Here is a 26629-nt window from a genome sequence, read left to right as displayed (position 1 = left end):
GACCGTTCCTTTAGCTACTTCGAAGGGACGCTACACGGGCAAAAACTCGTATTGCACTCCAACAGACTAAGTAGCACGCCGCCCACTCTAAACCCCCATTTGCACCTTGAGAACTAGTGCATTTGCACCTTACCACTGCCCCCGACCACCCCCCGAAAACAACCCACGCTCCCGAGCCCAGACAATCGCCTCACTGCGACTGTGCACATCCAGCTTCGAATACACCGTCGCCACATGATTGCGCACCGTGTTCGGCGCCAGCTTCAACCGCGCGGCAATCTCCTTGTCCGCCAACCCCTCACAGATCAGCCCCAGCACATCGCGCTCGCGGGCGGTGAGATCGGTGAACGACACACTCGGCAGTTGCGGCGAATTGACCTTCTTCACATTGGCCAGTTTTTCGATCAGCGTACGGCTGAACCACGAAGCATCCTTCATCACCTCCTCGATCGCCGCCACCAGCTCAAGCTCGGTGCGCTTGCGCTCGGTGATGTCCATCAGCACCAGCAGATAGCACACCGTGTCTTGAATGTTGACGGTGTCGGCGGACACCGCGCACTCCAGCAATTCGGCGTCTTTCCTGCGGATCCGCATATCGACGCGATCAACCCGGCCGGTCTTCTCCAGCGCCGCCAGCAACCGGGCGCGTTCCGCCGGTTCATCGATGAATTCCAGTTGCGCGACGGTCTTGCCGAGCACGTCGTCGCTCTCGTAAGCCAGGGTATCGAGAAAGGCCTGATTGACGTCGATCAGCCGCTGCTCGTCGGCACTGCAAATCAGGATCGGCACCGGGGTCAGGCGAAAGGCCTTGGCGAACCGCTCTTCACTTTGGCGCAAGGCGACTTCGGCCTTGTGCCGAGGCTCCATGTCGACGAACGAAAACAGCATGCAGTCCTCGTCATTGAGCACCAGCGGCTGCCCCGCCACGATCACCTGCTTGCTGCCACCGTCCGGCAGACGCAATTCAGCCTGCATCTGCGGAATGGTCGCGACATCGCGCAGGCGCTGGATCGCCAGGTCCTTGCGCTCGGCCTGTTCGAGAATATCCAGTTCATAGGTCGAGGCGCCGATCACCTGATCGCGGGTGTAGCCGGTCATTTCCAGGAACCCCGGATTGACCTTGATGTAACGCAGATCGCTGAGGCGGCAGATCACTGCCGGCGCCGGGTTGGCATTGAAGGTTTTTTCGAAGCGCTGCTCGGCGTTGGCCCAATCGGTGACGTCGCTCATGATCAGCACCAACGACTCGGTCTCGCCGTCGCGGTCGGTCAACACCATGCTGCGCACGCTGTGCACCCAGGTGCGCTCCTCATCGATGCGCGGGGTGACTTCGACCAGCACGTCGCTGAAGGTCTCGCCGGCGGCCACACGGCTGATCGGGTACTGCTCCAGCGTCAGCGTATGGTTGTTGCGATAACGCAGATTGAAACGCTCGACGTATTCCCCGGCGTTGTTGCCCAACTCGCCGATGCGACTGACGCCATGCATCGCCAGCGCCGCCTCGTTGGCCCAGAGAATCGTCTGGTCGAGTTCCAGCAGAATCACCCCGTCGGACAGGCCGGCAATGATCTGCTGCAACTGACGGCGATTGGTTTCGGTGGTCAGGACGTCCCGGCTCATTGGCTCTCCACAAATGCACGCATGTGAAGTTTACGACCGCAGGCCGTTGTGATCGTGCCGGGCAACTTTGTCCCTGATTATCGCGATGTGTGATCGACCAGTTCGCGCAGCGTATCCAGAAACAGCTTGAGCACCGGCGAGGCATCGTCCGCCCGATACGTCGCGCCGGGCCAACGGGTGATCCGCCGGCATCACCACGTGGATCGGCTCGTGGATCAGCAATTCATTGCGCAGCTGCGGGTCGTCATAGCCGACGCGAAACACGGATGGCTCGGCCCGGACGTCTGCGACGGTGCGACGATTGGTCTCGTCAGCTCCCACCGGCGGCGTTCGCGACTTTCGGCTTTCTCGACTAACGTTAGTACCTCATCGGATTGAGCCCCTGCCTGCTACACCGGGCTCTTGATCAAGGAGAGACTGATGACATCCAACCGCCTCATCGAACAGACCTATCGCACCTGGTCCAGCCCCATCCTGCTGGAGCTGAAAAAGCGCGAACACCAGATGGCGCCAGCCGAACGCCAGGCGCTCGAGAACGTGCTGGTGGAAAGACGATTGCTGGACGTTGGCAACCCGAATGGCGTTGAACGACGAAAAGGCGCGGCGAGTAAAACCGACAATCCCGGGTAATCACTTCACCCGCCTGAGTTTGCGTTCAGCCCCAGGCTCAGTAGCTCCTTGCGCAAGATCGAGGGCTTTAGAACCGCCAATCCAGCCTGCCATTCCATCGGCAGCAAACGACTCAACTTCTGCTGGCTGACCACGGGTTCGGCCAGCAAACAACTCTTGTACTGGCTGATGCAGATGACGTTCAGCAACCAGTCATCACCCTGCCCGTCCATCCAGCGGCAAATCTCGCCGCGATACTTCTCGATCAGCGCGTCGGCATCCCATACGGTCATCTGCGCAAAAACCTCAGGCAACCGGCTTTCGGGTTTCATGCGTTTGAGATCGGCGGCCAATGCAGCCGACATGTCTGATTCGATGGCCGCCTGACACTCGAGGAAGTATTGCCCGGGCCAGTCCGCCGTGAGTTTCCCGTGTGGCGCGAGTTCGGCGTAGGCATCGATGTCCGCGGTTGTGGTCATTTGCCCGGTGAAATTCAGCGTGTTGTCCAGAATCGCCGTGGCCAGCAGCGCGGCGCTTTGTTCGCTGATCCTTGGCACCAAGCCTGCGGCTTTCCAGCGCTGAAAAACCTGAGTCGCTGCCGCGCCGATCGGGCGGATGTCGGCGGCCGATCCAAGTGTCTGTGCCCAATGGTCTTCGAAGCCCGGATGATGGTCGATGACTTCCACCACCCGATCGAGCGCGACCATCGGGTCGAAATGGTGGTAATCGGAGACGTCGACCAGAATGAACTCATCGTTGGAGGTCGGGCGGTAATCGTGCAGCACCGCGCCCCAGCCGAGCACGGTGTTCGAAACACTGGCATTGGGTTTTGCGCTGCTGACGGCGCGGGCAGGAATGCCTTGCAGGTTGAGCAACTCTGCGTAGGCGATGCAACAGGCGTAGGCGTCGATGTCCAGATACGCCGAGCCTGAGGTGATGACTTTGATGGGCGACATTGCGCGTCCCTGGCTTCCCTTTCAGGGGCGGCAACGTCGCACGTACAGATGACAGTTTGAAGTCAGGCGGCGCGCTGTCCTCCCGCCACCGCCGCCGAAGCCGCCAGCATCGCCCGCAGCAACACCGCGCACCCGGCCGCCAGATCCTCCGGCGCGGCGTTTTCGATTTCGTTGTGGCTGATGCCGCCTTCGCACGGCACGAAGATCATCCCGGCCGGGCCGAGTTCGGCGAGGAAGATTGCGTCGTGTCCGGCGCCGCTGACGATGTCCATGTGCGACAGGCCCAGACCTTTGGCGGCGCCACGCACGGCTTCAACGCAGCCTTTTTCGAAGTACAGCGGCGGGAAGTCGGCGGTCGGGGTCAGTTCATAGCTCAGGCCGTGTTCTTCGCACGTCGCTTCGATGACTTGTTTCACCTCGCTGATCATCGAGTCGAGACGTGCCGGTTCCAGGTGGCGGAAGTCAAGGGTCATGCGCACCTCGCCGGGGATGACGTTGCGCGAGCCGGGATAGGCTTGCAGGCAACCGACCGTGCCGCAGGCGTGAGGTTGATGGCCGAGGGCCGCGCGATTGACCGCGCCGACGATCACCGAAGCGCCGACCAGAGCATCCTTGCGCAGGTGCATCGGGGTCGGGCCGGCGTGGGCTTCGACGCCGCGCAGTTTCAGGTCGAACCACTTTTGCCCCAGCGCGCCGAGTACTACGCCGATGGTTTTCTGCTCGTCTTCAAGGATTGGTCCTTGTTCGATATGTGCTTCGAAGTAGGCCCCGACCTTGTGCCCGCTGACCTTGCGTGGCCCGGCATAGCCGATGGCATTCAGCGCTTCACCAACGGTCACGCCGTCGGCATCGACCTTGGCCAGGGTTTCTTCGAGGGTGAATTTTTCCGCGAACACGCCGGAGCCCATCATGCACGGGGCGAAGCGCGAGCCCTCTTCGTTGGTCCAGACCACCACTTCCAGCGGCGCCTCGGTTTCCACGCCCAGGTCATTGAGGGTGCGCAACACTTCGACCCCGGCCAGCACGCCAAAGCAGCCGTCAAACTTGCCGCCGGTGGGCTGAGTGTCGATGTGGCTGCCGGTCATCACCGGGGGCAGGTTCGGATTGCGGCCGGGGCGGCGGGCGAAGATGTTGCCGACTTCATCGACCGTGACGCTGCAACCGGCGTCCTTGCACCACTGCACGAACAGGTCGCGGGCCTGGCGGTCGAGGTCCGTCAGGGCCAGGCGACAGACCCCGCCCTTGACCGTGGCGCCGAGTTTGGCGAGTTCCATGAGCGACGCCCACAAGCGATCGCGGTTGATGTGCTGATGGGTCGATTGCAGAACGTCTACGGCTGCGTTCATGGGGATCTCCTCAGGCAGTTCTTATGGGAATTACAACGGCGATTTGACGACCACCGGGCTGGTCCGCATCGCGCACAACCCGTAATAGATCAATCCGCCCAGCGCCGAGCCGGTGAACCAGCCGTAGCTGTAAAACCAGCTGAATGCGCTGCTGCCCAGCGACAGCAGGGTCAGCACCACCGGCACGCCGAACGCGATGAACCCGGCCCAGTTCCACGCCGGGTACACGTCGTCGCGGTACAGGCCGGCCAGGTCCAGTTGCTGTTTCTTGATCAGGAAATAGTCCACCACCATGATCCCGGCGATCGGCCCGAGCAGGCTGGAATAGCCCAGCAGCCAGTTCGAATACACGGTTTCCAGGCTGACATCGGAGACGATCCATCCGAGCTTTTTCAGCAGCTCATGGCCCATCAGCGCCAGACCGACGAAACCAGTGAGGATCACCGCTTTGGTGCGGTTGATGACCTTGGGCGCGATGTTCTGGAAATCGTTGGTTGGCGAGACGATGTTGGCGGCGGTGTTGGTCGACAGCGTGGCGATGATAATCAGCGCCATGGCCACCGCGACCCACACCGGGCTCTGGATATGGCCGATCAGGGTCACCGGATCGGAGACGCTGACGCCCACCAGTTTCACCGACGCGGCGGTCATCACCACGCCCAGTGCGGCGAACAGGAACATGGTCAGCGGCAGGCCGAAAATCTGCCCGAGGATCTGATCCTTCTGGCTGCGGGCATATCGGCTGAAATCGGGAATGTTCAGCGACAGGGTGGCCCAGAAGCCGACCATCGCTGTCAGCCCGGCGGCGAAGTAACTGACCACGCTCGCACCTTCGGGACGCTTCGGTGGAATCGCCAGCAATTCAGTCATCGACACATTGGGCATGGCCCACACCAGCAACCCGATGCCGACCGCCACCAGCAGCGGTGCCGACAGGGTTTCCAGCCACTTGATCGACTCGGCTCCCCGAATCACCACCCACAGGTTCAGCGCCCAGAAGATCATGAAACCGATCACCTCCCCCGTCCCGCCGAGGGATTTCCAGCCCTCAAACACCGAGCCGAGAAACAGGTGAATCGCCAGCCCGCCGAACATGGTCTGGATGCCGAACCAGCCGCACGCCACCAGCGCCCGGATCAGGCACGGCACGTTGGAGCCGAGAATCCCGAACGACGAACGCAGCAGCACGGGAAACGGAATCCCGTACTTGGTGCCGGGAAACGCGTTGAGCGTGAGAGGAATCAGGACGATGACGTTGGCAAACAGAATTGCCAGCAAGGCCTCGCCAACGGTCAGGCCAAAGTACGCGGTGAGCACCCCGCCGAGGGTGTAGGTCGGCACGCAGATCGACATGCCGATCCACAGCGCGGTGATGTGCCATTTATTCCAGGTTCGTTCGCGCACCTTGGTCGGTGCCATGTCGTGGTTGTAACGGGGACTGTCGAGGACGTCGCTGCCGGCTTCGAGCTCGAACAAGCCGTCGCGCTCGATCACTTGTGATCTGTTCTGTTGCATGGCCGCTCCACTGTTCTTCTGATTATTTTTTTGCTCATCAGGCGGCTGCACACGCGGGTGCAAGCCGGACGATGGCCGGAGGAACTGACAACTTTCTTGCACCGGCCATGGTGTCAGCGGCGGCATCAATAAACGTGCCGGGGGAACCGCTTGGCGCTTGGGCCGTGCTTTCTATTTCTTGTAACTTACTGATGTTTATCAGTTTTAATTATTTACCTTATGAGGCCGTGAAAACTTGACTGAACACTCAGGCTAAATGCCAGGCAAGTTGTCCGAACTGTCAGGACTCAATCTGGTGCACTGCACTTTTTTTCGTCGTGGGCGATCAACCGCAGCTCAACTTCAAGCGGCTGATTTCACATAGGAAATCTTGCTCATATTTCCAACCTGTCAAGTGCGTCAAAATGGTGAAGCACCTCACCATTTTGGTGATTTTGTATTTTTATCGTTATTTATCAGCCACTTAAAACAGATATAAGCTTATAAAAAATATTCTTGCTCAATTGTAAAACTGCGACTAGCGTCTATTCCTGACAGCGCTGACAAGATTACGCATTGGCGCTGCAAACAATAAAACATCTAGAACCGGCACAAGTCGGTCATGCCTGCGAGGAACTCGGAATGTCTCTGTTGATCCGTGGCGCCACCGTTGTTACCCATGATGAAAGTTACCGCGCCGATGTCTATTGCGCTGACGGCGTGATCAAAGCCATTGGTGAAAACCTGGATATTCCCGCCGGCGCCGAAGTGCTCGACGGCAGCGGCCAATACCTGATGCCCGGCGGCATCGATCCACACACTCACATGCAACTCCCGTTCATGGGCACCGTGGCCAGCGAAGACTTCTACAGCGGCACCGCCGCAGGCCTGGCCGGTGGCACCACCTCGATCATCGATTTCGTGATTCCCAATCCGCAGCAGTCGCTGCTCGAAGCGTTTCATCAGTGGCGTGGCTGGGCGGAGAAGTCCGCCTCCGACTACGGTTTCCACGTCGCGATCACCTGGTGGAGCGAGCAGGTGCGCGAGGAAATGGCCGAACTGGTCAGCCAGCACGGGATCAACAGCTTCAAGCATTTCATGGCCTACAAGAACGCGATCATGGCCGCCGACGACACGCTGGTGGCGAGTTTCGAGCGCTGCCTGGAACTCGGCGCCGTGCCGACCGTGCACGCGGAAAACGGCGAGCTGGTCTATCACCTGCAGCGCAAGTTGATGGCCCAGGGCATCACCGGGCCGGAAGCGCACCCGCTGTCGCGGCCCTCGCAGGTCGAAGGTGAAGCCGCGAGCCGGGCGATCCGCATCGCTGAAACCATCGGCACGCCGCTGTACCTGGTACACGTCTCGACCCAGGAAGCCCTCGACGAAATCACCTACGCCCGCAGCAAGGGTCAACCGGTCTACGGCGAAGTGCTGGCCGGGCATCTGCTGCTGGACGACAGCGTCTACCAGCACCCGGACTGGCAGACCGCCGCCGGTTACGTGATGAGCCCGCCGTTCCGCCCGCGCGGGCATCAGGAGGCGCTGTGGCATGGCTTGCAGAGCGGCAATCTGCACACCACCGCCACCGATCATTGCTGCTTCTGCGCCGAGCAGAAAGCCGCCGGCCGCGACGACTTCAGCAAGATCCCCAACGGCACCGCCGGCATCGAAGACCGCATGGCGGTGTTGTGGGATGAAGGGGTGAACTCGGGACGGTTGTCGATGCAGGACTTCGTCGCCCTCACCTCCACCAACACCGCGAAAATCTTCAATCTCTATCCACGCAAGGGCGCAATCCGCGTCGGCGCCGATGCCGACCTGGTGCTGTGGGATCCGCAAGGCACCCGCACCATCTCCGCCAAGACCCACCATCAGCAGGTGGACTTCAACATCTTCGAAGGCAAGACCGTGACCGGTGTGCCGAGCCATACCGTCAGCCAGGGCCGGGTGGTCTGGGCCGACGGCGACCTGCGCGCCGAGCGCGGGGCAGGCCGGTATATCGAACGGCCGGCGTATCCGGCGGTGTTTGACTTGTTGAGCAAGCGGGCTGAGTTGCACAGACCTGTGGCCGTCAAACGCTGACCTCCGATCGTTCTCAAGCTGAACGATCAAACCACTGCCCGACAGAGGCAGAAAACCTCAAATAACCGTGAGGCAAAAAACCGTGATCGAGACCCTGAATCATCTCCCGCACCCGCACGAAAGTGCGGCCGCCCTCGCCGGCCATTTCACTGATCTGGCACCGCCGCTCAACGACCGTCAGGCGCATCTGGAAGCTTCGCGCTGCCTGTATTGCTACGACGCGCCGTGCGTGAATGCGTGCCCGAGCGAAATCGACATCCCGTCGTTCATCCGCAATATCCATCAGGACAACGTGCCGGGCGCCGCGCAGAAAATCCTCTCGGCGAACATCCTCGGCGGCAGTTGCGCGCGGGTCTGTCCGACCGAGATCCTCTGCCAGCAAGCCTGCGTACGCAACAACGCCCACGAATGCGCGCCGGTACTGATCGGCCTGCTGCAACGCTACGCCGTGGACAACGCGCACTTCACCGAGCACCCGTTCCAGCGCGCCGCCGCCACCGGTAAACGCATTGCGGTGGTCGGTGCCGGCCCGGCGGGTTTGTCCTGCGCGCATCGCAGCGCCATGCATGGGCATGACGTGGTGATTTTCGAAGCGCGGGAGAAGGCTGGCGGGCTCAACGAATACGGAATCGCCAAATACAAACTGGTCGACGACTACGCGCAGAAGGAACTGGATTTCCTCCTGCAAATCGGCGGCATCGAAATCCGCCACGGGCAGAAACTCGGCGACAACCTGACCTTAAGCGAACTGCATCAGCAGTTCGACGCGGTGTTCCTCGGCCTCGGCCTGAACGCCAGCAAGCAACTCGGCCTGGCCCACGAAGACGCCCCCGGCCTGCTGGCCGCCACCGACTACATCCGCGAACTGCGCCAGGCCGATGACCTGTCGCAACTGCCGCTGGCTGAACACTGCATCGTCCTCGGCGCCGGCAACACCGCCATCGACATGGCCGTGCAAATGGCCCGCCTCGGTGCGCGCGACGTCAATCTGGTCTATCGCCGTGGCGCGGCGGACATGGGCGCAACCGGCCATGAACAGGACATCGCCAAGGCCAATCAGGTACGACTGCTGACCTGGGCGCAACCGGACGAAGTGCTGCTCGATGCTCAGGGCAAGGTGCGCGGCATGCGCTTCGCCCGCACGCATCTGGTGGAAGGTCGCTTGCAAACCACGGGCGAGACCTTCGAGCTGGCCGCCGATGCGATCTTCAAAGCCATCGGCCAGGCCTTCGACGGCAGCGCCCTCGCCGACCCGCTGGCCCGCGAGCTGAAGCGTCAGGGCGAACGCATCCAGGTCGATGAAAACCTGCGTACCAGCATCCCCGGCGTGTACGCCGGCGGCGACTGCACCAGCCTCGATCAGGACCTGACCGTGCAAGCGGTGCAACACGGCAAGCGCGCCGCCGAGGCGATCAACGCTCAATTGATGCTCAACGTGGAGGCTGCGTAAATGGCCGATCTCTCGATTGTCTTCGCCGGTATCAAAGCCCCCAATCCGTTCTGGCTGGCCTCCGCGCCACCGACCGACAAGGCCTACAACGTGGTGCGCGCCTTCGAAGCCGGCTGGGGCGGCGTGGTCTGGAAAACCCTGGGTGAAGACCCGGCGGCGGTCAACGTCTCTTCGCGTTACTCGGCGCATTACGGCGCCAACCGCGAAGTGCTGGGCATCAACAACATCGAACTGATCACCGACCGCTCGCTGGAAATCAACCTGCGGGAAATCACCCAGGTGAAAAAGGACTGGCCGGATCGCGCGTTGATCGTGTCACTGATGGTGCCCTGCGTCGAAGAGTCGTGGAAAAACATCCTGCCACTGGTGGAAGCCACCGGCGCCGACGGCATCGAGCTGAACTTCGGTTGCCCCCACGGCATGCCCGAACGCGGCATGGGCGCGGCAGTCGGTCAGGTGCCGGAGTACGTCGAGCAGGTCACGCGCTGGTGCAAGACCTATTGCTCGCTGCCGGTGATCGTCAAACTCACACCGAACATCACCGACATCCGCGTCGCCGCCCGCGCCGCATACCGGGGCGGCGCCGATGCGGTATCGCTGATCAACACCATCAATTCGATCACCAGCGTCGACCTCGAACACATGGTCGCCCTGCCCACCGTCGGCAGCAAAAGCACCCACGGCGGTTATTGCGGCTCGGCGGTCAAACCGATAGCGCTGAACATGGTCGCGGAAATCGCCCGTGATCCGCAAACTCAAGGCCTGCCGATCTGCGGCATCGGTGGCATCGGCAGTTGGCGCGATGCGGCGGAGTTCATTGCACTGGGCAGCGGTGCGGTGCAGGTGTGCACGGCGGCGATGCTCCACGGGTTCCGGATTGTCGATGAGATGAAGGATGGCTTGTCGCGGTGGATGGACAGTCAAGGCTACGCCAGCATCGCCGAGTTCTCCGGACGTGCGGTGGGCAATACGACCGACTGGAAGTACCTGGACATCAACTATCAGGTCATCGCGAAGATCGATCAGGAAGCGTGCATCGGTTGCGGGCGGTGCCACATTGCCTGCGAAGACACGTCACACCAGGCGATCAGCAGCCTGAAACAGGCCGATGGCACGCACACATATGAAGTGATCGATGATGAGTGTGTGGGGTGCAATCTGTGCCAGATCACCTGCCCGGTGGCGGATTGCATCGAGATGGTGCCGATGGAGACGGGCAAGCCGTTTCTGGACTGGAATCATGATCCGCGCAATCCCTACCATGTAAGTGCCTGAGTCACAGATCGTTCCCACGTCGATGCGTGGGAACGATCGATCAAGGCTCCAACCCGATCCCCCGCAAAATCACACTCGTCACCGTCTGCACCGCCCGCTCGAACTGCATGTCCGACAACGGCTGATGCTCATTCAGAATGTTCACCTGATGATCGAAGTCGGCATAGTGCTGGGTCGACGCCCAGATCATATAGAGCAGGCTCGACGGCTCCACCGGCAGAATCCGCTTGTCCTCCACCCACTGACGAATCTTCGCCTCTTTCATCTTCGCCCAGTCGTACAGGCTGACATCCAGCGCCTCGCCCAGGGTCGGCGCGCCGTGGATGATTTCGTTGGCCCAGACTTTCGAGCCGTAAGGCCGGCTGCGCGAGTGGTTCATCTTGGCGCGGATGTAGCTGCTGAGCACCACTCGCGGATCATCGAACATCTCGAAGCACAGGGCGTCCTGCTTCCACACTTCCAGCAGGTCGAACAGCACCGCGCTGTACAGCTCGCTCTTGGTCGAAAAGTAGTAATGCAGGTTGGAACGCGGCAATTGCACTTCGGCGGCGATGTCGGCCATGGCGGTGCCACCGAAGCCTTTTTCGGCGAATACCTTTTCCGCCGCCAGCAGGATCTTGTCGACATTGGTGCGGCGGATTTCGATCTTGTGATTGCCCATGAGGGCTCCCTGAAGACAACGTTGTTGAAGACTAGCATCCGCTCTGTGTAAGGGGCGACAGCCGAGAACGATTCTTCACACACCCGGGCAGTTTTCTGGTTTAGGATCGCCACCCGCCTCCTTGTCTCACCTCAAGGCAACGTGTACGGCACACCCTATACTGTCCGCCGTCACTCACTGAAAAGGGATTGCCCATGAAGCTGAAAAACCTGTTCACCGCCGGCGCGCTGCTCGCCTCGCTGGTCGTCACTTCCCAGGCGTTCGCCCACGCGCATCTGAAAAGCCAGACCCCGGCCGCCGACAGCACCGTCGCTGCGCCTGCGGATCTGCGCCTGGTGTTTTCCGAAGGCGTCGAAGCCAGCTTCACCAAAGTCATCGTGACCCACGATGGCGCGCCGGTGAAGGTCAAGCCGCTGACCACCGAAGGCGACAAGAAAACCCTGATCGTCACCCCCGAAGCACCATTGACTGCTGGCGAATACAAGGTCGAATGGCATGCGGTGTCGGTCGATACGCACAAGAGCGAAGGCGCCTATCAGTTCAAGGTTGGCCAGTAATTCATGAGTGAAGCGCTGGTGTTGTGCCGGTTCCTGCATTTCATCGTGGTGTTGATGCTGTTCGGGGCCTGGCTGTTCCGGCCGCTGCTGCTCAAGGGTGAAGCGCCGGCGCTGGATCGACACCTGGCGCGGCTGGCCCGTTGGCTGGCGGCGATTGCGCTGGTCAGCGGCGTTGCCTGGGCGTTGCTGATCACCGCGAGCATGGCCGGTTCGGCCGCTGCGGCGTTCGATCCGGACACCGTCGAGCTGGTGCTGGGCCATACGTTTTTCGGTCAGGTGTGGCGCTGGCATCTGCTGATCAATGCACTGTTGCTGGCGTTGCTGTTTACCCCGTGGCGATCGAGCCAACCATTGCGACTGGGCCTGAGCGCGTTGCTGCTGATGACCCTCGCCCCGGTCGGTCACGGGGCCATGCTCGACGGCTTCAGCGGCCAGATGCTGATCCTCAATCAGGTGGTTCACCTGACGTGCGTCGGCGCCTGGCTCGGTGGTCTGCTGATGCTGGTGATGATCCTGCGCCAGTCCGGCGAAACGGTTCGTGAGGTCCTGCAACGGTTCAGTGGGCTCGGTTACGTGCTAGTCGCCGGTCTGTTGATGACCGGATTGATCAACGTGCGCGTCCTCACCGGCCAATGGTGGCCGACGCCGTTGTTCTCGGGATTTGCCCTGATTCTGTTGATCAAGGCATTGCTGGTGTTCGGCATGCTCGCACTGGCGCTGTTCAACCGCTTGCGCATCAGTGATTGCGAACAACGGATCGACACCCTCAAGCGCAGCGTGATGCTCGAATGGTTGCTGGGGATCGGCGCCGTGGCGGCCGTGTCCGTGCTCGGCACCCTGCCCCCGATGATCGCCGCCTGAAGTCAGTGCTTCTGGGTATCACCCGCCGCTGTATCAATGCTGACCACCACCGACATCCCCGGTCGCAGCCGTTCGCTCTCCTGCTGCCCCGGATCGATGGTGATACGCACCGGCACCCGCTGAGCGATTTTCACGAAGTTACCGGTGGCGTTGTCGGCCTGCAATAAGGCAAATTCGGAACCGGTGCCCGGCGAGATGTGCTGCACATGACCCGTGAACTTGCGGTGGTTCAGGCCATCCACGGTGAAGGTCACCGGTTGCCCGACCCGCACGTTGTCCATCTGGGTTTCCTTCATGTTGGCGATCACCCATTTCTGATCCGGCACCAGCGCCATCAATTGCGCCCCAGAATTGACGTAAGCACCGAGGCGCACGCCGATCTGCCCGAGCTGGCCGTCGCGCGGGGCGATGATCCGGGTGTTGGACAGATCGATCCGCGCCAGTTGCACCGCCGCCTCGGCGCTGGCCACCGCTGCTTCCAGCGAGCCGCGATTGACGATCACCGTTTGCAGGTCCTGCCGGGCGATCTCCAGGTTGGCCTTGGCCTGCGCCACCGACGCAATGCCCTGCGCGTTGGCGGCCAGCGCCACGTCCATCTCGCGCTTGGAGACGGAGCCGTCATTGACCAACGCCGTGTTGCGTCGCAAGTCAGCCTCGCTTTTGCGCAGCTGCGCCTCGCTATCAGCCACCACCGCCTGCCGCAACTTGATCGTCGCTTCGGCGCTGTTGCGCTGCTGGACGACGTTGGCCAGCGAAGCTTTCTGTACCGCCAGTTGCGCCAGCGACTGATCGAGACGCTGCTGATAAATGCGGTCATCGAGACGCACCAGCAAATCGCCCTCCTTCACAAACTGAAAGTCCTGCACCGGTACTTCAAACACATAACCACTGAGCTGCGGACCGATGATCGTCACCTGCCCCCGCACCAAGGCGTTTTCAGTGGTCTCGACCGCGCTGCTGAACGGCGGCAACTGCCAGGCGTAAAGCACGATCAGCACACCGACGATGGCAATCGCGGCAAAGCCCAGCGACGAGATGATCCGCACCCGCAACGAGCGCGGTTCAGTGTTCGGTGATGACGGCGGCGCCTCTCCCTCGGGAGTGGCGGCGATGGCATTGGTGGTCGTGGTGGTCGGTTCGGTCATGAAGAAGTGGCACCGCTGGAAGGTACGGAAGGTGTCGGGGCGACGGCTTTGGTGGTGCTGATCAGCCACAGCGCACGGAGGGAAATCCAGATCATGGTCAGGATCGCGATCACCGCAATCAGCATGAACACATCGTTATAGGCCAACACGTTGGCTTCGCGGGTAGCGGCGTTGGCCAGGCTGCGAATGCCTTGCAGGTTGCGCAGGCTCGGGTCCGCAATCAGGGAGCCGACCGCCGAACCGCCGCTCTGTACCCGGACGGCCACCAACGGATCGGACAGCACCAGTTGCTCGACGATATGGCTGGAATGAAATTTCTCGCGCACGATCTGGAATGTCCCCAGCAACGCTGCGCCGATCAGGCCGCCTAAGTTGTTGCAGATCCCGAACAACACCGAAAAGCTCACGAGGTTGCGCGGATTGGTCAGCACGTTGCGCGTGCCGAGGACCATGGTAGGACCGAGGAAGAATGTGCTGCCGAACGCCAGCAGGAACTGGCTGAAATAGAGGTTTTCGGGACGGGTCAGGTTGTTCGAAGAGCTGTCGATGATCGAACCGGTGGCCATCAACGCCAGCGACACGATCAGCGGCATCAGCAGGTGCTTCGGGTCGATGGTCAGCGCACTGGTCAGCAGCCCGGCGACGCTGCCGATCAGCATCACCACGTAGAGGCTGTGCAACTGCTGGCTGCTCATGTTCAGGTTCTGCATGAAACCCACGGCGCCGGTGGATTGCTCCGAGGTCACCATGCGAATCAGGATCACCGCCAGCGCCAGGCGGATCATCACTCCGCTGCCGAGCCAGCGGGTCATCAGCATCGGGTTGCTGCGGTTGTGTTCTATGGCCAGCCCCGCGAGGATGAGGGCAATCGATGCGGCCAGGGCGATGCCGATCCATTGCGCCTCGAGCCACCAGTCGATCCGGCCCAAAGACAACACCGCGCACAACAGTGCAACGCCACTGGCGAGGATGGCGAAGGTGAGAAAGTCGAGGGGTTCGAAGGTCTTGAAGCGGTCACCCGGCGGCAGCTTGAGCATCAACACGCAGCCGAGCGACAGCAGCGCCATGCCCAATTCGAACAGGTACAGGCCGCGCCATTCGGCGATTTGCAGCAGGTCTTCGGAAAACAACCGGGCCAGCGGCAACGCCAGTTGCGAAGTGCCAAGCCCCAGCACCAGCGCCTTCATCCGCCATTTGGCCGGGAACGCCTGCACCATGTAATACAGGCCCAGCGAGCTCAACGCCGCGCCGACCATGCCGTGAGCGGCACGCACCGCAATCGCCGAGCTCAGGTCATTGACGAACAAATGGCCGAAGGTCACCAGCGCATACAAAACCAGGAACACCTCGGTGAACGCCCGCAAACCGAACTGCTGGCGAAACTTCACCAGCAGCAGGTTCATCGACACGTTGGTCATTACATACGCCGCCGGCAACCAGGCCATTTCGGCCGTGGTCGCGCCGATCGCGCCTTGCAGGTAAGGCAGGTTGGCGACCACCAGCGAATTGCCCAAGCCACCGGTCAGCGCCACCAGCAACCCCACCAGCGCATAGGCCAGGCGCCTGGGGTTGGAGTGCAGCGGCGTCGAGGGGGAACCGGGCAGACTGGGCTTCTCGTGGGGCTGCCAGTCGCGCGGGGCGTATTGATTCATTGAAAGGCCTTGTGCCGAAGATGGCATCAGTGTGCCGGGGTCGCCGGGATTCGTAAATTTTGTTTAAAGGTCATCTCGCCCGCAGCGGATTTTTCCCAAGCGTAGCGAATGCCAACCTGCAGCACTTCTCAACCTGCAAGGTGCCCGTTATGACCACTTCCCGCTGGCAACGCTCCCCGCGTCTGCTGAAAAACCTGCTGGCAGCCGCCCTGCTGCTGCCTACCCTCGCCTTCGCCCAGGAACGTCCCTGGCCGGATGGCTCGCAACTGGTGATTTCGGTGTCGATGCAATTCGAAACCGGCGGCCAGCCCGAAGGCGCTGAAAGTCCGTTCTCCGGTACACCGTTGCCCAAAGGCTACCCGGACCTGCCGGCGCAGACCTGGTTCGATTACGGCTACAAGGAAGGATTGTGGCGCATGCTTGATCTGTGGGACCGCACCGGCATCAAGGTCACTTCCCATGTGGTCGGCGAAGCGGCGCTCAAGCACCCGGAACTGGCCAAAGCCATCGCCGAGCGCGGCCATGAACTGGCAGCCCACGGCATGCGCTGGGCCGATTCGTACAACATGAACTACGCCCAGGAAAAACAGTTCATCGGCGACGGCGTCGCAGCCGTGGAAAAAATCACCGGCCAGCGCTCGGTCGGCTACAACGCCAACTGGCTGCGCCGCAGTCCCAATACGTTGAAGGTGCTGCAGGATCTGAATTTCACCTACCACATCGACGACGTCAGCCGCGACGAACCCTTCGTGACGATGGTTCGCGGGCGCAAATTCGCCGTGGTGCCCTACACCCTGCGCAACAACGACATCGTGCTGGTCGAGGGCCGGCACTTCTCCGCCGAGCAGTTCTATCAGCAACTGGTGCTGGAATTCGATCGCCTCTACGCCGAAGGCGCGAGCAAACGGCGGATGATGTCGGTGAGTCTGCACGACCGCATCGGCGGCACGCCGGCGATGGTCGAGGCGATGGAGCGTTTTATCCGTTACGCGCAATCGCATCCGAAGGTGACGTTCATGCGCAAGGATCAGATTGCCCAGGTGGTGCTGACCGAGAAAAACCCGCTGATCGACAACACCGAGGCGGCGTACAACCAGTGAAAAAAAATCGCAGCCAAGGCTGCGATTTTTCTCTGTTTAACGACTCACGCCCGCAGCAGCATGTAAGCCGCGACCACCAGGCACACACTGGCAAACCCCACCTGCAACGCCCGAGCCGGTACCCGCGCGCAAAGTTTGCGGCCGACGATCATGCCTACGATGCTGGCCACGATGAATGCCGCACCCAAATGATCGATCCGCACCCCGGCATGGAACGCGCCGATCACGCCAATCGCGGAAATCAGGCTGATGACCATCAAGGATGTGGCGACGATGCCGCGCATCTGCACATCGGTCAGTTGCTTGAACGCCGGCACGATCAGAAACCCGCCTCCAACGCCCAACAAACCAGACACCACGCCGGTGACAGCACCCAGCGCCGCAAGGGTCGCGGTGCATTTGGCGGTCCAGTCGAAGCGACCGGTCTGTTCGTTGAGCATGCAGTTCTTCTGCCCCCAACTGGCGTGGCCATGATCGCTCGGGCCCGGCTCCTGGCGTTCGCGGCGCAGCATGCGCCACGCCACCATCACCATCAGCAGGCTGAACAGGATCATCAGGATCTTTTCCGGCAACTGATGGGCGAAGTAGATGCCCACCGGCGAAAACACTGCACCAAGTGCCGCAATCAACAGCGCCGCGCGATAACGCACCAGACCATGGCGCAGACCGTCAATGGCACCGACCGCCGCCGCGCTGCCGACGGCGAACAACGCCACCGGCGCCGCTTGCGTCATCGTCCAGCCCAGCCCGAGCACCAGCGCCGGCACCGCGAGAATCCCGCCGCCGGCCCCGGTCAGACCGAGGATCAACCCCATCAACACGCCAAACAGACTTGCCAGCAACATAGAGTGTTCTCAGTCGACTTTGGACAGGCTCGTCAGCCATTCGCGGCCCTTGAGCATGCCGTGCCAGTAGAACCACGGCAGCAGGGTCGCCTTCAGCCACCATGCAGAACGGCGCGGCACGGTCGGGTCGAGGGGAAAGGTCGGCAGCAACTTACCGCCGTAGCCGAACTCGGCGAGGATCACCTTGCCCTTCTCCACCGTCAGCGGGCAGGAACCGTAGCCGTCGTACTTCAGCGGCAGCGCCAGCTCCTTGCGCAACGCCAGCAGGTTTTCCGCCACCACCACGACCTGCTTGCGCACTGCCGCCGCGGTTTTCGCATTGGTGGTGCCGCAGATATCGCCCAGCGCAAACACTTCGGGATAACGCGGATGTTGCAGCGTGTGCGGGTTGACCTCGCACCAGCCGGCGGCTTCGGCCAGCGGACTCTGCGCGATGAAGTCCGGCGAAACCTGCGGCGGCACCACGTGCAGCAAGTCGAAGGTTTTCGCCTCACGGGTGACGTTGCCGTCCGCGTCCTTGATGTCAAACCAGGCGGTTTTCGACGGGCCATCGACCTTCACCAGATTGGAATTGAACGCCAGCCGTGCGTTGTATTTCTCGATGTATTTCATCAGCGGCGGCACGAAGGTCGCCACACCGAACAGCGCGGCGCCGGCCAGGTTGAACTCAACCTCGACCTTGTTCAATACGCCCTTCTTGAGCCAGTGGTCGCAGGACAGATAGAGCGCCTTCTGAGGGGCACCGGCGCATTTGATCGGCATCGCCGGCTGAGTGAACAGCGCCTTGCCGCCGCGCAATTTCTGCACCTGTTCCCAAGTGTATTGCGCATGCTGATAGCTGTAGTTGGACGTCACGCCGTGCTGGCCGAGACTTTCCTGCAAGCCTTCGATCTTCTCCCACGCCAGGCGCAGGCCGGGGCAGACGATCAGGTTCTGATAGGTGACAGTGCGTTGATCGTTGAGGGTGAGTTGGCGTGTGTCGGGATCGATGTTGGTCACTGCCGCCTGAATCCAGGTGGCCTGACGCGGCAGTACCTTGTTCATCGGTCGGGCGGTGTCTTTGGCGTCGTAGGCGCCACCGCCGACCAGCGTCCAGGCCGGTTGGTAGTAATGCTGGGCACTCGGTTCGATCACCGTGATATTCAGGTGCGGGTCACGTTTGAGCAGGCTGGCGACAAAACCGATGCCGGCAGTGCCCCCGCCGATGACCACGATGTCCGCACTGATGGATGGGCCCCAGTGTTGATCGTTCATTGCTTGTTCCTTATTGCTGCACGCAAGGATAGCCGGGTCTATTGCGCCCAGCTTTTGAGCACGGCTCCGCAGTAGAGTCCGGACAGTGTTTTCATCACCTGGATGACTTCATGACTGGCGAGGCCGTAGAAAATGTACTTGCCTTCACGACGGGTCGCGACCAGCCCTTCATCACGCAGGATGCCCAATTGCTGGGACAGGGTCGGCTGACGCACGCCGGTCATTTTCTCCAGCTCGCCGACGTTGCGTTCGCCCTGGGTCAACTGGCACAGGATCAACAACCGATCCTCGTTGGCCAAGGCCTTGAGCAGCGAACAGGCCTTGGAGGCCGAGGCCCGCAGCTGGGCGACTTCACATTCGGTCAGACTGGATTGCATTTGCAGGATGCCTTCAACGTCACTTAAGCTGCGAACATTATGTTTTTACATAAAGTGTTGCAACCCTGACTTTCCACCTTCCTGCACAGGACCGTGTCCATGCCCGCGCTGATTGAAGCTTTCCTAGATCCCGCCTCTTCGACCTACAGCTACGTGGTCTACGAGGCCGATGGCGGGCAGTGCGCAATCGTCGATCCGGTGCTTGATTACGACGGCGCCGCCGGTCGCACCTGCACGGCCCAGGCCGACAAGATCATTGCCTTTGTTCGCGCCCATAACCTGCAAGTGCAGTGGCTGCTGGAAACCCACGCCCATGCCGATCACCTGTCCGCCGCGCCCTATCTGCGCCGCGAACTGGGCGGAAAAATCGCGATTGGCGAATCGATCAGCAAAGTGCAGAACGTGTTCAAGGCGCTGTTCAACCTTGAGCCGGAATTTCGCGTCGATGGTTCGCAGTTCGATCACCTGTTCGCGCCGAACGAGTCGTTCAGGATCGGCAACCTCAAGGCGACCGCCCTGCACGTTCCCGGCCATACACCAGCGGACATGGCCTACCTGATCGACGGCGAGCAGATCCTGGTCGGCGACACGCTGTTCATGCCCGACGTCGGCACCGCCCGTTGCGACTTCCCCGGCGGCAACGCGAATCAACTGTTCAATTCGATCCACAAACTGCTGGCCTTCCCAGCCAGCGTGAAGCTCTACGTCTGCCACGACTACCCACCCGCAGGTCGCGCCTCACAGTGCCAGACCACCGTTGGCGAACAGCGTAAAAGCAATATCCATGTGCATGACGGCGTCGACGAAACCGCGTTCGTCGAGATGCGCACCAAACGTGATGCCGGGTTGGGCATGCCGACGCTGTTGCTGCCGGCGATTCAGGTGAATGTGCGGGCGGGGAACATGCCGCCGGCGGAGGACAATGGCGTGACTTACCTGAAGATCCCTGTCAACAAGTTATAAGGTGCCAAAACAATAAGAAGTGCCTGCCTGTCAGCAGACACGGATAGCTCCAAGCATTTGTCTTCCAAAGACTATTCCTTGCCCAAATAAAGGCCACTTGCCATCATTGATGACGCATTTTGCTTTTCCAAGGCTTGGAGCCAGATCCTCGATGACGACTACATTTTTTATATTGGGAACCGCATTTCTAATGCTCGTTGAGCTAGCGATATCCAAGGTCATTTTCATAGGAATGGGGAGGCGGTTCGGGCTTGTAGCGGATATTCTTGGGGTGGCGTCCATATTGGCATTTGGCTGGCTATTGAAGTTCGAGGGAACTGCCGGAACGAACATCTGCGAGTCCAGTTCCGTTCCCGACAGTGTCGCCCAATATGACCTCACCTTCGACACACCGGGCTGCGTTAACCATTTCACCTACTTCACCAATCTTGGCGGGCTGACCGATACCACACTCGGTTTCGACCCTTTTCTTGCTGCCGTTGTTGCCTACATCGCCCTTGAATTGGCTCACAAAGTGATATTCCCGTTGATTTGCAACCTGTACCGACGCATTTTCTGATGCCTGTGGCAATGTGCAGGACGTCTGCTGACCCGATAGCCCTGCACCCCAGACTTCAAACACCCAACGTCAAACCATTCGCCGGCAACGGCAACGCCGTTTTATAACGCACCTGCTTGAGCGCAAAGCTCGACCGGATGTTGGCCACCCCTGGCACCTTGGTCAGGAAGTCCATCATGAAGCGCTCAAGCGACTGAATGGTCGGCACCAGCACCCGGATCAGATAGTCCGGGTCGCCGGCCATCAGGTAGCACTCCATGACTTCCGGCCGGTCGGAAATCGCCTCTTCGAAATGCTGCAGCGCTTCCTCTACCTGCTTCTCCAGGCTCACGTGAATGAACACGTTCACGTGCAGCCCGAGCAGGTCGGCATCCAGCAGGGTCACCTGCTCGCGGATCAACCCCAGTTCTTCCATCGCCTTGACCCGGTTGAAGCACGGTGTCGGTGACAGATTGACCGAACGGGCCAGGTCGGCATTGGTAATGCGCGCGTTCTCCTGAAGGCTGTTGAGAATGCCGATGTCGGTACGGTCCAGTTTGCGCATGAGACAAAACCACCTGTTTTTTATGTTTATGCAGAATTTCTATCTGCAAATGATCTCCAGTGCAACGAAACAGAGAGAAATATTCTTCTTGCCCGGGCCTATGATTGTTGTAGGACAAGATTTCTTTTATCGAAGAATGACTGCCAGCTCACTACAAGAAATTCACAAGATCGAGCGTAGAAGCCATGACCCAAGCGTATGAACCGCTGCGTCTGCACGTCCCTGAACCCTCGGGCCGCCCAGGCTGCAAAACCGATTTCTCCTACCTGCATCTGACCGATGCCGGCACGGTGCGCAAACCTTCCATCGACGTTGAACCCGCCGACACCGCCGACCTGGCCCGTGGCCTGATCCGCGTGCTTGACGACCAAGGCAACGCCCTCGGCCCATGGGCCGAGAACGTGCCGGTCGAGATCCTGCGCAAAGGCATGCGCGCCATGCTCAAGACCCGGATCTACGACAACCGCATGGTGGTCGCCCAGCGTCAGAAAAAAATGTCGTTCTACATGCAAAGCCTTGGCGAAGAAGCCATCGGCAGCGCTCAGGCCCTGGCCTTGAACATCGACGACATGTGCTTCCCGACCTACCGCCAGCAAAGCATCCTGATGGCCCGCGACGTACCGCTGGTCGACCTGATCTGCCAACTGCTGTCCAACGAGCGCGACCCGCTCAAGGGCCGTCAGCTGCCAATCATGTACTCGGTCAAGGACGCCGGTTTCTTCACCATTTCCGGCAACCTCGCGACCCAGTTCATTCAGGGCGTGGGCTGGGGCATGGCCTCGGCGATCAAGGGCGACACCAAAATCGCCTCGGCGTGGATCGGTGACGGCGCCACCGCCGAATCGGACTTCCACACTGCCCTCACCTTCGCTCACGTTTACCGGGCGCCAGTGATCCTCAACGTGGTCAACAACCAGTGGGCGATCTCGACCTTCCAGGCCATCGCCGGTGGTGAAGCCACCACCTTCGCCGGACGCGGCGTCGGTTGCGGCATCGCCTCGCTGCGGGTTGATGGCAACGATTTCTACGCGGTCTACGCCGCCTCCGCCTGGGCAGCCGAACGCGCCCGCCGCGGCCTCGGCCCGACCATGATCGAGTGGGTCACCTACCGCGCCGGCCCGCACTCGACCTCCGACGATCCGTCCAAATACCGTCCTGCCGACGACTGGAGCCACTTCCCGCTGGGCGACCCGATTGCCCGCCTGAAACAGCACCTGATCAAGGTCGGCCACTGGTCGGAAGAAGAGCACGCCGCCGTCAGCGCCGAGCTCGAAGCCGAAGTGATCGCCGCGCAGAAACAGGCCGAACAGTACGGCACCCTCGCCGGCGGCCAGATTCCAAGCGCCGCGACCATGTTCGAAGACGTCTACAAAGAGATGCCGGAGCACTTGAAGCGCCAGCGTCAGCAGTTGGGGATCTGACATGAACGATCACAACAACAATATTCAGTTGGAAACCGCCATGACCACGACCACCATGACCATGATCCAGGCCCTGCGCTCGGCCATGGATGTGATGCTTGAGCGTGACGACAACGTTGTGGTGTTCGGCCAGGACGTCGGCTACTTCGGCGGCGTGTTCCGTTGCACCGAAGGCCTGCAGGCCAAGTACGGCACCTCGCGGGTGTTCGACGCGCCGATCTCCGAGAGCGGCATTGTCGGGACCGCCGTAGGCATGGGCGCCTACGGTCTGCGTCCGGTGGTGGAAATCCAGTTCGCCGACTACGTCTACCCAGCCTACGACCAGATCATTTCCGAGGCGGCACGCCTGCGTTATCGCTCGGCCGGCGAATTCACTGCGCCGATGACCCTGCGCATGCCTTGCGGTGGCGGCATCTACGGTGGTCAGACCCACAGCCAGAGCATCGAAGCCCTGTTCACCCAGGTCTGCGGCCTGCGCACTGTCATGCCGTCCAACCCGTATGACGCCAAGGGCCTGCTGATCGCCTCCATCGAAAACGATGACCCGGTGATCTTCCTCGAACCCAAACGCCTGTACAACGGCCCGTTCGACGGCCATCACGAACGTCCGGTAACCCCGTGGTCGAAACACCCGGCCGCGCAGGTGCCTGACGGCTACTACACCGTGCCGCTGGACGTCGCCGCCATCGCCCGTCCGGGCAAGGACGTGACCGTGCTGACCTACGGCACCACCGTCTACGTGTCGCAAGTCGCCGCCGAAGAATCCGGCGTTGATGCTGAAGTCATCGATCTGCGCAGCCTGTGGCCGCTGGACCTGGAAACCATTGTCAAATCCGTGAAGAAAACCGGCCGTTGCGTCGTGGTTCACGAAGCCACCCGCACCTGCGGTTTCGGCGCCGAACTGGTATCGCTGGTGCAAGAGCATTGCTTCCACCACCTGGAAGCGCCGATCGAGCGCGTCACCGGTTGGGACACCCCCTACCCGCACGCGCAGGAGTGGGCGTATTTCCCTGGGCCGTCCCGAGTGGGCGCGGCGCTGAAACGGGTCATGGAGGTCTGAATGGGCACGCACGTTATCAAGATGCCGGACATCGGCGAAGGCATCGCAGAAGTAGAACTGTCGCAGTGGCACGTCAAGGTCGGCGATCTGGTCGTTGAAGATCAGGTGCTGGCGGATGTGATGACCGACAAGGCGATGGTCGACATTCCGTCGCCGGTCCACGGCAAGGTGATTGCACTCGGCGGTCAGCCGGGTGAAGTGATGGCGGTCGGCAGTATTCTGATCAGCATCGAAGTGGAAGGCGCTGGCAATCTGAAGGAGTCCGACAAACCGGCGCCTGTTGCGGCGAAAGAAGCACCTGTCGCAGCAAAAGTTGAAGCTGTCGTTGAAAGCAAACCCGCCGCGCCACGTACGGCTCCGGTTTGCCAGGGCCCGATGGTCGCCCGCGAAGCCGATGAGCGCCCGCTGGCCTCGCCGGCCGTGCGCAAACATGCGTTGGATCTGGGCATCCAACTGCGTCTGGTGCGTGGTTCCGGTCCGGCCGGGCGCGTATTGCACGAAGACCTCGACGCCTATCTGGCGCAAGGTCAGTCGAACGCGTCAGCACCTGTCGCCGCCGCTTACGCCCAGCGTAACGATGAAGAACAGATTCAAGTGATCGGCATGCGCCGCAAGATTGCCCAGCGCATGCAAGACGCCACTCAGCGTGCCGCGCACTTCAGTTATGTCGAGGAAATCGACGTCACCGCGATTGAAGAACTGCGCGCCCACCTGAACGAAAAACACGGCGCCAGCCGTGGCAAGTTGACCCTGCTGCCGTTTCTGGTGCGTGCACTGGTCGTCGCCCTACGCGACTTCCCACAAATGAACGCTCGCTACGACGATGAAGCCCAGGTCATCACCCGCCTCGGCGCGGTGCATGTCGGCGTCGCCACCCAAAGCGATGTCGGCCTGATGGTGCCGGTGGTGCGTCACGCCGAGGCGCGCAGCCTGTGGGACAGCGCGGCAGAAATTTCCCGCCTGGCCAACGCCGCCCGCAATGGCAAGGCCAGCCGCGATGAACTGTCCGGCTCGACCATCACCCTGACCAGCCTCGGCGCCCTCGGCGGCATCGTCAGCACCCCGGTGCTGAACCTGCCGGAAGTGGCGATCGTCGGTGTGAACAAAATCGTCGAACGCCCGATGGTCGTCAAAGGCCAGGTGGTGATCCGCAAGATGATGAACCTCTCCAGCTCCTTCGATCACCGCGTGGTCGACGGCATGGACGCGGCGCTCTTCATCCAGGCCATTCGTGGCCTGATCGAACAACCCGCGACCCTGTTTGTGGAGTGATGCAATGCAAACTCTGAACACCACGCTGCTGATCATCGGCGGCGGCCCTGGCGGTTATGTAACGGCCATTCGTGCCGGACAACTGGGCATTTCGACCATTCTGGTCGAGGGCGAATCGCTGGGCGGCACCTGTCTGAACATTGGCTGCATCCCGTCGAAAGCGCTGATTCATGTGGCCGAGCAGTTTCACCAGACTCAACATCACAATCAGCATTCGGCACTGGGCATCAGCGTTTCCGCGCCAACCCTCGACATCACCAAGAGCGTCGAGTGGAAGGACGGCATCGTCGATCGCCTGACCACCGGCGTCGCCGCGCTGCTGAAGAAGCACAAGGTTCAGGTCATCAATGGCTGGGCCAAGGTCATCGACGGCAAGACCGTGGACGTCGGCGACACCCGCATCCAGTGCGAACATCTGGTGCTGGCCACCGGCTCGAAAAGCGTCAACCTGCCGATCCTGCCGATTGGCGGGCCGATCATTTCGTCGACCGAAGCACTGGCGCCGAAGTCGGTACCGAAACGCCTGATCGTGGTCGGCGGTGGTTACATCGGTCTGGAATTGGGCATTGCCTACCGCAAGCTCGGCGCCGAGGTCAGTGTGGTCGAGGCACAGGATCGGATCCTGCCGGCCTACGACGCCGAACTGACCCAACCGGTGCACGACGCGCTTAAGCAACTGGGCGTGAAGCTGTATCTCAAGCACAGCGTGCTGGGCTTCGACGGTACATTGCAGGTCCGCGATCCGAACGGCGACACCCTGAACCTGGAAACCGATCAGGTGCTGGTGGCCGTCGGTCGCAAACCCAATACCCAGGGCTGGAACCTCGAAGCGTTGAACCTGGACATGAACGGCTCGGCGATCAAGATCGACAGCCGCTGCCAGACCAGCATGCGCAACGTCTACGCCATCGGCGACCTGAGCGGCGAGCCGATGCTGGCTCACCGCGCCATGGCCCAGGGCGAGATGGTCGCCGAGTTGATCAGCGGCAAGACCCGCGAATTCAACCCGACCGCCATCGCTGCCGTGTGCTTCACCGACCCGGAACTGGTGGTCGTCGGCAAGACCCCGGACGAGGCCAAGGCGACGGGACTGGACTGCATCGTATCGAATTTCCCGTTCGCGGCCAATGGTCGGGCGATGACCCTGGAATCGAAAACCGGCTTCGTGCGAGTGGTCGCCCGTCGGGACAATCATGTGATTGTCGGCTGGCAGGCGGTCGGTGTCGGGGTGTCGGAGCTGTCGACCGCGTTCGCGCAAAGCCTGGAAATGGGTGCGCGACTGGAGGACATCGGCGGCACCATCCACGCACACCCGACGCTGGGTGAAGCGGTGCAGGAAGCGGCGTTGCGTGCCCTCGGGCATGCGTTGCACCTGTAAAAACCCGACGCGGGGGAGTTTTTTCATAAGCAGGCTAATAAATCTGCTGCTCCCCCCATCGCCCGGGCTGCGAAACCGCTCAAGAATGAAGTATTGTTGTGCCCATCCAAAAAAACGTCAGAAGCCTTGAACCGTTTCGACGGTTGTT

24 protein-coding genes are annotated in these 26629 nt (G+C 61.2%); 13 read left to right on the top strand and 11 right to left on the bottom strand.

Annotation, left to right across the window (positions count from 1 at the left end; translation table 11 throughout):
• Positions 1–129 precede the first annotated feature (129 nt).
• Positions 130–1620 (bottom strand): helix-turn-helix transcriptional regulator, encoded by a 1491-nt coding sequence (locus tag AC1RMX_RS13400; protein WP_493072235.1) that lies wholly within the window; start codon positions 1618–1620, stop codon positions 130–132.
• 420 nt (positions 1621–2040) lie between these two features.
• Between AC1RMX_RS13400 and AC1RMX_RS13395 the strand changes: the two genes are divergently transcribed.
• A complete protein-coding gene (locus AC1RMX_RS13395) occupies positions 2041–2250 on the top strand; it encodes a hypothetical protein (protein WP_096822539.1) in 210 nt (69 codons plus the stop codon).
• 5 nt (positions 2251–2255) lie between these two features.
• Here the strand turns inward: AC1RMX_RS13395 and AC1RMX_RS13390 are convergent, their stop codons facing one another.
• The 3 genes from AC1RMX_RS13390 to AC1RMX_RS13380 all read right to left on the bottom strand — a co-directional run bounded on the left by AC1RMX_RS13390 (position 2256) and on the right by AC1RMX_RS13380 (position 6046).
• Complete coding sequence (locus AC1RMX_RS13390) at positions 2256–3176, bottom strand: DHH family phosphoesterase (RefSeq protein WP_493072470.1); 921 nt, start codon at positions 3174–3176, stop codon at positions 2256–2258.
• A 71-nt stretch (positions 3177–3247) separates the two neighbouring features.
• Positions 3248–4531, bottom strand: a complete 1284-nt coding sequence (locus AC1RMX_RS13385; RefSeq protein WP_493072233.1) for a Zn-dependent hydrolase — start codon at positions 4529–4531, stop codon at positions 3248–3250.
• Positions 4532–4561: 30 nt separating this feature from the next.
• The gene (locus tag AC1RMX_RS13380) at positions 4562–6046 is read right to left on the bottom strand and encodes an NCS1 family nucleobase:cation symporter-1 (protein WP_096822542.1); all 1485 of its coding nucleotides are present in this window, start codon (positions 6044–6046) and stop codon (positions 4562–4564) included.
• Between the two features lie 621 nt (positions 6047–6667).
• Between AC1RMX_RS13380 and hydA the strand changes: the two genes are divergently transcribed.
• The 3 genes from hydA (at position 6668) to preA (ending at position 10832) form a co-directional block, all read left to right on the top strand.
• The gene (gene hydA / locus AC1RMX_RS13375) at positions 6668–8107 is read left to right on the top strand and encodes a dihydropyrimidinase (RefSeq protein ID WP_493072231.1); all 1440 of its coding nucleotides are present in this window, start codon (positions 6668–6670) and stop codon (positions 8105–8107) included.
• An 82-nt stretch (positions 8108–8189) separates the two neighbouring features.
• Positions 8190–9557 (top strand): NAD(P)-dependent oxidoreductase, encoded by a 1368-nt coding sequence (locus tag AC1RMX_RS13370; RefSeq protein ID WP_102621985.1) that lies wholly within the window; start codon positions 8190–8192, stop codon positions 9555–9557.
• Positions 9558–10832, top strand: coding sequence for an NAD-dependent dihydropyrimidine dehydrogenase subunit PreA (gene preA, locus AC1RMX_RS13365; RefSeq protein ID WP_096822545.1), 1275 nt, complete (start codon positions 9558–9560; stop codon positions 10830–10832).
• 40 nt (positions 10833–10872) lie between these two features.
• Here the strand turns inward: preA and AC1RMX_RS13360 are convergent, their stop codons facing one another.
• On the bottom strand, positions 10873–11493 hold the full coding sequence (locus AC1RMX_RS13360; RefSeq protein ID WP_007952885.1) for a TetR/AcrR family transcriptional regulator: 621 nt from the start codon (positions 11491–11493) through the stop codon (positions 10873–10875).
• 194 nt (positions 11494–11687) lie between these two features.
• On the opposite strand from AC1RMX_RS13360, the gene copC reads away from it, so the two are divergent.
• Complete coding sequence (gene copC / locus AC1RMX_RS13355; protein ID WP_096822546.1) at positions 11688–12050, top strand: copper homeostasis periplasmic binding protein CopC; 363 nt, start codon at positions 11688–11690, stop codon at positions 12048–12050.
• Between the two features lie 3 nt (positions 12051–12053).
• Positions 12054–12911 (top strand): copper homeostasis membrane protein CopD, encoded by an 858-nt coding sequence (copD, locus tag AC1RMX_RS13350; RefSeq protein WP_096822547.1) that lies wholly within the window; start codon positions 12054–12056, stop codon positions 12909–12911.
• Positions 12912–12913: 2 nt separating this feature from the next.
• On the opposite strand, the gene AC1RMX_RS13345 is transcribed toward copD, so the two are convergent.
• Positions 12914–14056, bottom strand: a complete 1143-nt coding sequence (locus AC1RMX_RS13345) for an HlyD family secretion protein (protein WP_493072228.1) — start codon at positions 14054–14056, stop codon at positions 12914–12916.
• Positions 14053–15708, bottom strand: a complete 1656-nt coding sequence (locus AC1RMX_RS13340; RefSeq protein WP_493072226.1) for an MFS transporter — start codon at positions 15706–15708, stop codon at positions 14053–14055. The genes AC1RMX_RS13345 and AC1RMX_RS13340 overlap by 4 nt, the downstream gene beginning before the upstream one ends.
• Before the next feature lie 149 nt (positions 15709–15857).
• Between AC1RMX_RS13340 and AC1RMX_RS13335 the strand changes: the two genes are divergently transcribed.
• Complete coding sequence (locus AC1RMX_RS13335) at positions 15858–16808, top strand: polysaccharide deacetylase family protein (protein ID WP_493072224.1); 951 nt, start codon at positions 15858–15860, stop codon at positions 16806–16808.
• Positions 16809–16852: 44 nt separating this feature from the next.
• Here AC1RMX_RS13335 and AC1RMX_RS13330 read toward each other — a convergent pair whose 3' ends face one another.
• Genes AC1RMX_RS13330 through AC1RMX_RS13320 form a run of 3 tightly spaced genes read right to left on the bottom strand, consistent with a single transcriptional unit; the run spans position 16853 to position 19284 of the window.
• The gene (locus tag AC1RMX_RS13330) at positions 16853–17653 is read right to left on the bottom strand and encodes a sulfite exporter TauE/SafE family protein (protein WP_096822551.1); all 801 of its coding nucleotides are present in this window, start codon (positions 17651–17653) and stop codon (positions 16853–16855) included.
• A gap of 9 nt (positions 17654–17662) precedes the next feature.
• A complete protein-coding gene (locus AC1RMX_RS13325) occupies positions 17663–18907 on the bottom strand; it encodes an NAD(P)/FAD-dependent oxidoreductase (RefSeq protein WP_493072222.1) in 1245 nt (414 codons plus the stop codon).
• 38 nt (positions 18908–18945) lie between these two features.
• Complete coding sequence (locus tag AC1RMX_RS13320) at positions 18946–19284, bottom strand: ArsR/SmtB family transcription factor (protein WP_007952897.1); 339 nt, start codon at positions 19282–19284, stop codon at positions 18946–18948.
• 99 nt (positions 19285–19383) lie between these two features.
• Here AC1RMX_RS13320 and AC1RMX_RS13315 point away from each other — a divergent pair, with 99 nt between their 5' ends.
• Together AC1RMX_RS13315 and AC1RMX_RS13310 are read left to right on the top strand one after the other, a co-directional pair.
• Positions 19384–20247: an MBL fold metallo-hydrolase gene (locus AC1RMX_RS13315; protein ID WP_493072220.1), complete on the top strand. Its 864-nt coding sequence runs from the start codon at positions 19384–19386 to the stop codon at positions 20245–20247.
• 151 nt (positions 20248–20398) lie between these two features.
• Positions 20399–20806: a hypothetical protein gene (locus AC1RMX_RS13310; protein ID WP_493072218.1), complete on the top strand. Its 408-nt coding sequence runs from the start codon at positions 20399–20401 to the stop codon at positions 20804–20806.
• A 55-nt stretch (positions 20807–20861) separates the two neighbouring features.
• Here the strand turns inward: AC1RMX_RS13310 and bkdR are convergent, their stop codons facing one another.
• Entirely contained in the window at positions 20862–21350 is a 489-nt protein-coding gene (gene bkdR / locus AC1RMX_RS13305; RefSeq protein ID WP_096822555.1) for a Bkd operon transcriptional regulator BkdR, read from the bottom strand.
• Positions 21351–21535: 185 nt separating this feature from the next.
• Between bkdR and AC1RMX_RS13300 the strand changes: the two genes are divergently transcribed.
• From AC1RMX_RS13300 to lpdA, 4 genes are read left to right on the top strand one after another with little or no spacing between them, the layout of a single operon-like run.
• Complete coding sequence (locus AC1RMX_RS13300; protein WP_007965287.1) at positions 21536–22771, top strand: 3-methyl-2-oxobutanoate dehydrogenase (2-methylpropanoyl-transferring) subunit alpha; 1236 nt, start codon at positions 21536–21538, stop codon at positions 22769–22771.
• Between the two features lies 1 nt (position 22772).
• The gene (locus AC1RMX_RS13295; protein WP_085711528.1) at positions 22773–23831 is read left to right on the top strand and encodes an alpha-ketoacid dehydrogenase subunit beta; all 1059 of its coding nucleotides are present in this window, start codon (positions 22773–22775) and stop codon (positions 23829–23831) included.
• Positions 23832–25103, top strand: a complete 1272-nt coding sequence (locus AC1RMX_RS13290) for a dihydrolipoamide acetyltransferase family protein (protein ID WP_096822556.1) — start codon at positions 23832–23834, stop codon at positions 25101–25103.
• A 4-nt stretch (positions 25104–25107) separates the two neighbouring features.
• Positions 25108–26481 carry a dihydrolipoyl dehydrogenase gene (lpdA, locus tag AC1RMX_RS13285; RefSeq protein WP_273537345.1) on the top strand — a complete coding sequence of 458 codons (1374 nt, stop codon included), beginning with the start codon at positions 25108–25110 and terminating at the stop codon, positions 26479–26481.
• The last annotated feature ends 148 nt before the right edge of the window (positions 26482–26629 follow it).

The sequence above is a fragment of the Pseudomonas sp. GW822-FHT03F04 genome (genome assembly GCF_058801405.1).
Note: the sequence above shows the minus strand (reverse complement) of the source record. Positions and strands in the feature narration are given on the sequence as shown.

What these genes read in the sequence shown, in the direction of transcription:
- copD (WP_096822547.1), top strand. Translation starts at nt 12,054, where the DNA reads ATGAGTGAAGCGCTGGTGTTGTGCCGGTTCCTGCATTTCATCGTGGTG.
- AC1RMX_RS13325 (WP_493072222.1), bottom strand. Translation starts at nt 18,907, where the DNA reads ATGAACGATCAACACTGGGGCCCATCCATCAGTGCGGACATCGTGGTC.
- AC1RMX_RS13345 (WP_493072228.1), bottom strand. Translation starts at nt 14,056, where the DNA reads ATGACCGAACCGACCACCACGACCACCAATGCCATCGCCGCCACTCCC.
- AC1RMX_RS13300 (WP_007965287.1), top strand. Translation starts at nt 21,536, where the DNA reads ATGACCCAAGCGTATGAACCGCTGCGTCTGCACGTCCCTGAACCCTCG.
- AC1RMX_RS13315 (WP_493072220.1), top strand. Translation starts at nt 19,384, where the DNA reads ATGCCCGCGCTGATTGAAGCTTTCCTAGATCCCGCCTCTTCGACCTAC.
- AC1RMX_RS13360 (WP_007952885.1), bottom strand. Translation starts at nt 11,493, where the DNA reads ATGGGCAATCACAAGATCGAAATCCGCCGCACCAATGTCGACAAGATC.
- AC1RMX_RS13295 (WP_085711528.1), top strand. Translation starts at nt 22,773, where the DNA reads ATGAACGATCACAACAACAATATTCAGTTGGAAACCGCCATGACCACG.
- preA (WP_096822545.1), top strand. Translation starts at nt 9,558, where the DNA reads ATGGCCGATCTCTCGATTGTCTTCGCCGGTATCAAAGCCCCCAATCCG.
- AC1RMX_RS13380 (WP_096822542.1), bottom strand. Translation starts at nt 6,046, where the DNA reads ATGCAACAGAACAGATCACAAGTGATCGAGCGCGACGGCTTGTTCGAG.
- AC1RMX_RS13400 (WP_493072235.1), bottom strand. Translation starts at nt 1,620, where the DNA reads ATGAGCCGGGACGTCCTGACCACCGAAACCAATCGCCGTCAGTTGCAG.
- hydA (WP_493072231.1), top strand. Translation starts at nt 6,668, where the DNA reads ATGTCTCTGTTGATCCGTGGCGCCACCGTTGTTACCCATGATGAAAGT.
- copC (WP_096822546.1), top strand. Translation starts at nt 11,688, where the DNA reads ATGAAGCTGAAAAACCTGTTCACCGCCGGCGCGCTGCTCGCCTCGCTG.
- AC1RMX_RS13290 (WP_096822556.1), top strand. Translation starts at nt 23,832, where the DNA reads ATGGGCACGCACGTTATCAAGATGCCGGACATCGGCGAAGGCATCGCA.
- AC1RMX_RS13310 (WP_493072218.1), top strand. Translation starts at nt 20,399, where the DNA reads ATGACGACTACATTTTTTATATTGGGAACCGCATTTCTAATGCTCGTT.
- AC1RMX_RS13335 (WP_493072224.1), top strand. Translation starts at nt 15,858, where the DNA reads ATGACCACTTCCCGCTGGCAACGCTCCCCGCGTCTGCTGAAAAACCTG.
- bkdR (WP_096822555.1), bottom strand. Translation starts at nt 21,350, where the DNA reads ATGCGCAAACTGGACCGTACCGACATCGGCATTCTCAACAGCCTTCAG.
- AC1RMX_RS13330 (WP_096822551.1), bottom strand. Translation starts at nt 17,653, where the DNA reads ATGTTGCTGGCAAGTCTGTTTGGCGTGTTGATGGGGTTGATCCTCGGT.
- AC1RMX_RS13320 (WP_007952897.1), bottom strand. Translation starts at nt 19,284, where the DNA reads ATGCAATCCAGTCTGACCGAATGTGAAGTCGCCCAGCTGCGGGCCTCG.
- AC1RMX_RS13340 (WP_493072226.1), bottom strand. Translation starts at nt 15,708, where the DNA reads ATGAATCAATACGCCCCGCGCGACTGGCAGCCCCACGAGAAGCCCAGT.
- AC1RMX_RS13385 (WP_493072233.1), bottom strand. Translation starts at nt 4,531, where the DNA reads ATGAACGCAGCCGTAGACGTTCTGCAATCGACCCATCAGCACATCAAC.
- AC1RMX_RS13395 (WP_096822539.1), top strand. Translation starts at nt 2,041, where the DNA reads ATGACATCCAACCGCCTCATCGAACAGACCTATCGCACCTGGTCCAGC.
- lpdA (WP_273537345.1), top strand. Translation starts at nt 25,108, where the DNA reads ATGCAAACTCTGAACACCACGCTGCTGATCATCGGCGGCGGCCCTGGC.